General features: G+C 58.2%; 6 protein-coding genes and 1 pseudogene. 5 read left to right on the forward strand and 2 right to left on the reverse strand.

Annotated elements, in window-relative coordinates:
• Nucleotides 1–233 precede the first annotated feature (233 nt).
• Nucleotides 234–2,315: an excinuclease ABC subunit UvrB gene (gene uvrB, locus AC27KI_RS05890; protein WP_487088850.1), complete on the reverse strand. Its 2,082-nt coding sequence runs from the start codon at nt 2,313–2,315 to the stop codon at nt 234–236.
• Nucleotides 2,316–2,423: 108 nt separating this feature from the next.
• Here uvrB and AC27KI_RS05895 point away from each other — a divergent pair, with 108 nt between their 5' ends.
• A complete protein-coding gene (locus AC27KI_RS05895; RefSeq protein ID WP_487113008.1) occupies nt 2,424–3,620 on the forward strand; it encodes an amino acid aminotransferase in 1,197 nt (398 codons plus the stop codon).
• Between the two features lie 114 nt (nt 3,621–3,734).
• On the opposite strand, the gene AC27KI_RS05900 is transcribed toward AC27KI_RS05895, so the two are convergent.
• Complete coding sequence (locus tag AC27KI_RS05900; protein WP_487113010.1) at nt 3,735–3,947, reverse strand: hypothetical protein; 213 nt, start codon at nt 3,945–3,947, stop codon at nt 3,735–3,737.
• Between the two features lie 417 nt (nt 3,948–4,364).
• On the opposite strand from AC27KI_RS05900, the pseudogene AC27KI_RS05905 reads away from it, so the two are divergent.
• The 4 genes and pseudogenes from AC27KI_RS05905 to AC27KI_RS05920 all read left to right on the forward strand — a co-directional run.
• Nucleotides 4,365–5,247 (forward strand): annotated as a pseudogene (locus tag AC27KI_RS05905) (GmrSD restriction endonuclease domain-containing protein).
• A 126-nt stretch (nt 5,248–5,373) separates the two neighbouring features.
• Nucleotides 5,374–6,444 (forward strand): MAE_28990/MAE_18760 family HEPN-like nuclease, encoded by a 1,071-nt coding sequence (locus AC27KI_RS05910; protein ID WP_487113012.1) that lies wholly within the window; start codon nt 5,374–5,376, stop codon nt 6,442–6,444.
• 399 nt (nt 6,445–6,843) lie between these two features.
• Complete coding sequence (locus tag AC27KI_RS05915) at nt 6,844–7,725, forward strand: CoA transferase (RefSeq protein ID WP_487088851.1); 882 nt, start codon at nt 6,844–6,846, stop codon at nt 7,723–7,725.
• Nucleotides 7,726–7,728: 3 nt separating this feature from the next.
• Nucleotides 7,729–8,022 (forward strand): cold-shock protein (locus tag AC27KI_RS05920; RefSeq protein ID WP_487113014.1); only part of this gene is annotated, 294 nt, incomplete at its 3' end.

Consider the following 8,022-nt stretch of genomic DNA (forward strand, 5'->3'; position numbering starts at 1 on the left):
AGGCTTGTCCGTTATAGAAACGCCCCGAGGCAACATGATTGCCGCCTGAGGCACCGTCTCCGCCCCTAACTCCGTGCACCTCTCGCCTGGAAGCGAAGAGACTTTGGGAGCCCTTCATCGTTGGGCTGTTTTGTTGAGTGTTTCACCCAAGTATAGCACAAATCCCTATTGTTTTTGTCGGGTAACAAAACCCATCAGTCACCTTTCCTCCCCAACCGTCGCCAACTTGGCCGTTACAGCGCCACTTGGTCACCGCCGGAGGCCCCGAACGCCTGCGATTTCAATTGGCCCAACTGGTCCCGCACACGGGCGGCCTGTTCGAACTCCAGGTTGCGGGCATGCTCCAGCATGAGCTTTTCCAGCCGCTTGATTTCCCGGGCCACATCCTTTTCGGACATGTCTTCCACCTGGGCACGGCGCATCGATTCCTGCTCCAGCCTTTCGGCGTCCTTGCCAGCCTTCTCGCTGTACACCCCATCGATCAGGTCTCTCACCTGCTTGACGATGCTGCGGGGCGTGATTCCCTTTTCCTCGTTGTGTGCGATCTGCTTGATGCGCCGGCGTTCCGTTTCGCCCATGGCTTTTTTCATGGACTCGGTCACCCGATCGGCGTACAGGATGGCCTTGCCGTTCAGATTGCGCGCGGCGCGCCCGATGGTCTGGATCAGGCTGCGCTCGGCCCGCAGGAAGCCTTCCTTGTCGGCGTCGAGGATCGCCACCAGCGAGACCTCGGGAATGTCGAGCCCCTCGCGCAGCAGGTTGATCCCCACCAGCACGTCAAAGGCGCCCAGCCGCAGGTCGCGGATGATTTCCACGCGCTCGACCGTGTCGATGTCCGAGTGCAGGTAGCGCACCTTCACGCCGTTGTCGCTCAGGTAGTCGGTCAACTGCTCGGCCATCCGCTTGGTCAGCGTCGTGATGAGCACGCGCTCGGCCTTGTCCACGCGGATGCGAATCTCCTGCAGCACGTCGTCCACCTGATGGGTGGCGGGGCGCACTTCGACCTCGGGATCGATCAGCCCGGTGGGGCGTACCACCTGGTCCACCACCTGGCCGGAATGGGTCTTTTCGTAATCGGCCGGCGTGGCAGACACGAAGATCACCTGGCGCATGCGCGTCTCGAATTCCTCGAACTTGAGCGGGCGGTTGTCCAGTGCGGACGGCAGCCGGAAGCCGTACTCGACCAGCGTGGTCTTGCGCGAGCGGTCTCCGCTGTACATGGCGTTGAGCTGGCCGATCATCTGGTGGCTCTCGTCCAGGAACATGAGCGCATCGCTGGGCAGGTAGTCTGTGAGGGTGCTGGGCGGATCCCCCGGCGCAGCGCCCGACAGGTGGCGGGTGTAGTTCTCGATGCCCTTGCAGTGCCCCACTTCGCTGAGCATTTCCAGGTCGAACCGGGTGCGCTGCTCCAGGCGCTGCGCTTCCACCAGCTTGCCTTCGGACACGAACTGCCCCAGGCGCTCGGCCAGTTCGAGCTTGATGGTCTCCACCGCCGTCAGCACCTTGTCGCGCGGGGTCACGTAATGGCTGCTCGGGTACACCGTGAAGCGCGGGATCTTCTGCTTGACGCGGCCGGTGAGCGGGTCGAACAGCTGCAGGCTTTCGATCTCGTCGTCGAACAACTCGATGCGGATCGCCAGCTCGGAGTGCTCGGCCGGAAACACGTCGATGGTGTCGCCGCGCACGCGGAACTTGCCGCGGCTGAAGTCCTGCTCGTTGCGCTGGTACTGCATGCGGATGAGCTGCCCGATCACGTCGCGCTGGCTGAGCTTGTCGCCCACGCGCAGTGTCATCACCATGCGGTGGTAGCTTTCGGGCTCGCCGATGCCGTAGATCGCCGACACGGTGGCGACGATCACCACATCGCGCCGCTCCATCAGGCTCTTGGTGCACGACAGGCGCATCTGCTCGATGTGCTCGTTGATCGCGGAATCCTTCTCGATGAAGAGATCGCGCTGCGGCACATAGGCTTCGGGCTGGTAATAGTCGTAATAGCTCACGAAATATTCCACGGCGTTCTTCGGGAAGAACTCGCGGAACTCGCTGTAGAGCTGGGCAGCCAGGGTCTTGTTGGGCGCGAAAACGATGGCTGGACGCCCCATCCGCGCGATCACGTTGGCCATGGTGAACGTCTTGCCGGAGCCGGTCACCCCCAGCAGGGTCTGGAAGACCTCGCCGTCCCTGACCCCTTCCACGAGCTTTTCGATGGCCTCGGGCTGGTCGCCCGCAGGGGGATAGGGCTGGTACAGCTCGAACGGCGAGTCCGCGAAGCTGACGAACTGGCCGGTCACGGGTTCGGTGATGACTGGGTGCATGGTGTGGGGGCGACTCGCTTGCATGGGCCGCTAAAATCGGCGGTTGACCCGAAAGCCTATCGCAGCTTGGGGCGCAACGTCAGTTTTCCAACCTCCAAGGACTATTCAATGTCTCTGTTCACCGCCGTCGAAATGGCCCCCCGCGACCCGATCCTGGGTCTGAATGAGCAATACAACGCGGACACCAACCCCCACAAGGTCAATCTGGGCGTGGGTGTGTATTTCGACGACAACGGCAAGCTGCCCCTGCTGCAATGTGTCCAGGCCGCCGAAAAGGCCATGATGGAAAAGCCCGCCGCCCGCGGCTACCTGCCCATCGACGGCATCGTGGCCTATGACAATGCGGTCAAGGCCCTGGTGTTCGGCGCGGACAGCGAGCCCGTCACCTCCGGCCGCGTGGCCACGGTGCAGGCCATCGGCGGCACGGGCGGCCTCAAGATCGGCGCCGACTTCCTGAAGAAGGTCAGCCCCGATGCGAAGGTGCTGATTTCCGACCCCAGCTGGGAAAACCACCGCGCGCTGTTCACCAACGCCGGCTTCACGGTCGATACCTACGCCTACTACGACGCGGCCAAGCGCGGCGTCAACTTCGACGGCATGCTCGCCAGCCTGAACGCGGCCGCGGCCGGCACCATCGTCGTGCTGCATGCCTGCTGCCACAACCCCACCGGCTACGACATCACGCCTGAGCAGTGGGACCAGGTGATCGCGGTGGTCAAGGCCAAGGGCCTGACGCCTTTCCTGGACATGGCCTACCAGGGCTTCGGCCACGGCATCGCCGAAGACGGCGCGGTGATCGGCAAGTTCGTCGCCGCCGGCCTGAATTTCTTCGTGTCCACCTCGTTCAGCAAGAGCTTCAGCCTGTACGGCGAGCGCGTGGGCGGCCTGTCGGTGCTGTGCGCCGACAAGGAAGAAGCCGGCCGCGTGCTGAGCCAGCTCAAGATCGCCATCCGCACCAACTACTCCAACCCGCCCATCCACGGTGGCGCGGTGGTGGCGGCCGTGTTGGGCAACCCCGAGCTGCGCGCGCTGTGGGAAAAGGAACTGGGCGAGATGCGCGTGCGCATCAAGGCCATGCGCCAGAAGCTGGTCGACGGCCTGAAGGCGGCCGGCGTGAAGCAGGACATGTCGTTCATCACGCAGCAAATCGGCATGTTCAGCTACTCCGGCCTGTCCAAGGACCAGATGGTGCGCCTGCGCAGCGAGTTCGGCGTGTACGGCACCGACACCGGCCGCATGTGCGTGGCCGCGCTCAACAGCAAGAACATCGACTACGTCTGCCAGTCGATCGCCAAGGTGGTGTGACCCCCTGCCCCGGCCGCCAATAAAAAAACCGCCTTCGGGCGGTTTTTTATTAAGGGTGTTTCAGGCCGCCAGCACAATATCTTCTAGGGCATACCGCTATAAATAATATAGCAATCAACCCCACAGCACCGACCGCATCGAGATGGAGGCCGACTGGTAGCCGGTGTTGAAGAAGCGCGGCATTTCGCGCGCCTCGGCCGCGGCGGCGGCATACAGGAGAGGCAGGTAGTGCTCGTGGCTGGGGTGGGCCTGCTGCGCGACCTGGCCCAGCCGCTGAAAGTGCTGCAGCGCGTCCAGCTCGCCCTGCTTGATTTGGTCATGCACCACGATGTCGAACTTAACCGCCCGTTGTGCGCCTCGTGGACGATGTTGCCCGCTGCCCACGATGAGCACGCCGCGCTCGCAAAGTTGCCCGTTCAGCGCGTGCCTCTGGGCTTTAAGCAGCACCTGTCGCACAGATGGACGCTTTCGTGGCTATTATCTAATGCATCGGACCATCGCCTTCGAGATGTACACACACTGACTAAAGCGCCGAAACAAACACCTTATTAAATTTACATAAAGGCAAAAATGGTTTTAGCTATTGAAAAAGAAATGTGGTCTAAGGGCAGAAAGCTCAAGCCGCCAATCCTTACTGATGAGCAGATCGAGCAGAAATACCAACAGAAAACCGAAAAAATTGTCACCGAGACGAATCGCGAAAAATTACCAAATTTTTATCAAGCATTACAAAAGCCAGACTATATGAATACACGCCCGTTCTACCAGCGGCGACTTCGTTGGTCAGCGGTTGCCCAATCTAGGCTAATCGAATCAATCCTAGTTAACATCCCAATTCCGCCGCTGTTTGTGTACGAAATTAGAGCAAACGTTCACGAAGTAATGGACGGGCAACAACGCATATCGGCAATTAAAGCTTTTTTATTCAAATGAGCTTAAATTAGCCGGCTTGGAGAGATGGCCTGAACTTAATGGAAGAACATATAGCAAACTCCCGCCCGCAATTAAAGACGGTATAGATCGACGCTCTATCAGTTGGGTTTCAGTACTTCAGGAGTCCACAGATTCGGATGAGGACGCGATGTTGCTCAAACAGTTAGTTTTTGAAAGAATTAACACCGGCGGTGTTGACCTTAGCCCTCAAGAGATTCGAAATGCGCTCTACGCCGGCCCTTTTAATACGGCGCTACTTGAACTTTCCCGCCTAAAACCCCACCGAATAGCCTGGGGCTTACCGGAATATTCAGCCACCGAGGAAAAATCAACCCCAGATTATCTTTCAGAATCTAATTTTTACAAAAAAATGGAAGACATCGAGGTAATTTTAAGATTTTTTGCACTCCGAAATTTTGAAAACTATCAAAGAGGAATGCAAGGTTTTTTGGATTTATATATGCTGTTGTCAAAAAAACTTTTCCGAAGACGACATTGCTCAATTGAGATGCGAGTATTGCGAAGCCCTAGAGACGGCATATGCTATTTTTGGCGAAAAAGCTTTTTAGGGCATATGACCCACGCAAACAAAGTTGGGGAACTGCGCCCCAAAAAAGCTCTTGCTGACGCTGTCCTCGTGGGCATACATCATAATATAGGCAAAAAAAAAGCATCTCATTGCAAACGCAGCTAATATCATTAACGGAATCAAGGAGCTTTTCAATGCCGATAAAGACGGCACTCTCACCGGCCGCGGCAATACCAAGAAGGACGTGGCTGGTCGCATAACCCTAGTTTCCAATCTTCTGGCATTGACATAATGCCATTTGAAACACTGCGTTCTTTGCAGGAGCAAATTTCAGGGATACGCACTATTGTTGCGACTAACGAAACGGTGAGAGCCAGCCAGAATGCACCTCCCCCTTACGCACCGCCAACCATTATTGCCGATGTTGATACTGTTTATTGGAAGCAATATGACTATTGTGCAGCATTGCTGAGGCTTTATGCCACCTACGAAACTTTTGTTATCCAGGTGTGCAAGAAGTGGCTAGACTACGTGAGAACCAACAACTTGAATCTATTTTGTAAAGCATCAAAATTACTGGATGCGTATGAGATTGGTGTAGCAGAGATACTCCGAAGATCAACTGAAAATCGATTTGCATCTATAAATAGAGAGGTTCTGGTTGCTGGTCTTCTAGAACTACAAAGGCAAAAGAGGACGGCCCTCATAGGAACAGACGCAATTTTCTCCAAGGCACCAAACTTAAAACTTGGCGATTTAACATCAATATTAACGATCCTTGAAATACCTGATTCAGCACAGTGGATCGATTCATTTTATTTGGTTAATCAAAGCCGGCAAACTGCGGAACAGGACGCCGAAAAATTTTTGAAGGATTTCGTTGAGCGCCGCAATGAAGCTGCCCATGGAAATTTGATTACACAGGAAATTTGGTCCCCTCCGTTAATCCAAAAAGCCGCGGCATACATAGAAGCTATTGCAACCGCAATTGCAGAATTAATTGCGCATAATATGGTCCTACAGGCAAAAGCAAATGGAATATTCAAATTTCCTAATTTAACTGCTCTAGGCGAAGTAACAGAGGTTTTTCAGCGGCCGCAGGCATTCATATTAAAAGGGGGATGTACTGGAATTTGGATACAAATGCCTGTGGTCGTTCTTCAAAACAATCGCTGCTACATAGACAGGATTAACTCAATTTCCATTAATGGAATACCCACTTCAGCGTGGGTATCAAATTTCGACCACGAGATTGGGGTCAAAATGAATTCCGTGCCCAAAAAAATGCAAAAATATATGGAATCGATGGACTTTCGTGGCTTTGTGGTTAATATTTTAATATGCAACAGATGCCTCTGTTGATAACTGCGCCAGCTAGACTGAAAAAATAGGAGTGACAGCACCTCGAATCGAGGCTTTCCGACTATCGGTGCAGGCTGAAAATTACGTAGGACTCAGCGAATGTGTCGATCACTTATAAACCGTATATTAGAGTCACGGAAGTTTGCGTTAGAACAAGGTGTAACTCCGACGCGGCCGCGTGTGCTCGTCTGCAGACGTTGAGAGCAACACGAATACCCCGGCAACCCATCTGAAGCAGCGCCGGTTTGACCTTGCGATGGGATTGGATTCTGTATAACCGCGGGGACGGAGCGGCACGGTGGGCCGAAGTTCCGGCCGGTTCGCCACGTTCCACGGCCGGCCTGGGCCATGCATTGTTCCACCCCGCGCCGCGCTTTCCATTCACCTCGCCTTCCGCCCATGACTGCACCTTCCCTGCTGCCTCTGCGTGGCGTCCGGCTCCTGAGCCTGGCGCTGAACCTGCCCGGCCCCGCCGCCCTGCTGCGCTGCCAGCGCCTGGGCGCCGAATGCACGAAGCTGGAGCCGCCACCGCCCGACGGCCATTCCAGCGCGGACCCGATGGCGATGTACAGCCCGCCCGCCTACGCGGCGATGCATGCCCAGGTCCGCGTGGTGCACGCCCACCTCAAGACGGATGCGGGCCAGGCCGTGCTGCAGGCGGAACTGGCGCGCACCGATGTGCTCATCACCTCGTTTCGGCCGTCGGCGCTGGCCAAGCTCGGGCTGGGCTGGGACGCGCTGCACGCGCGCCACCCCCGGCTGTCGATGGTGCGCATCGTGGGCGCGCCGGGCAGCCGCGCGGAAGAGCCGGGGCACGATCTCACCTACCTCGCCGATGCAGGGCTGGTCACCGGCACCACGCTGCCGCCCACGCTGTATGCCGACATGGGCGGCGCCCTCATGACCAGCGAGGCCGTGCTGCAGGTGCAACTGGCGCGCGCCGCGTCCGGCCAGGGCACGTGCATCGACGTGGCCCTGTCGGACGCCGCCGAGTGGCTGGCCCAGCCACGCGACTGGGGCCTGACCCTGCCGGATGGCGATGTGGGCGGCGCGCATGCGGGCTACCGGGTCTATTCGTGCGTCGACGGGCGGGTGGCGGTGGCGGCACTGGAGCCGCATTTCTTCGCGCGCCTGGCCCGGGCGGCAGGGTTGCCGCCAGAGGCCGATCCCCGGGCGCCCGGCACCCATGCCGCGATCGCAGCGTTCTTGCAGGGGCAGACGCGCGCCACGCTCGACGGGCTGGCCACGGGAGAGGACATCCCCCTGCACACGCTGGACTGAACGATGCAAAAGCAAGGCACGGTGCTGCGCTGGGACGCCACGCGCGGATTCGGCTTTCTGCGCAGCGGCGATACGGGCGTGGATGTGTTCTTCCATGTGCGGGACCTGCAGGGCCTGTCGGAGCCACAGCCCGGCCTGGCCGTGGTGTACGAGGAAATCCACGTGGGCGGAAAAGGGCCGCGGGCGATGGCCGTGCGGGCCGCCCACGGGCCGTTTCAGGCGGGTGGAGGTCCTCAGTTGGTGGCGCGACGCGGGCCGCGCCCCCCGTCCCCGGCATCGGCCCCGCCCGCCCGGACT

It is taken from the genome of Acidovorax sp. KPB24-03 (assembly GCF_057546605.1).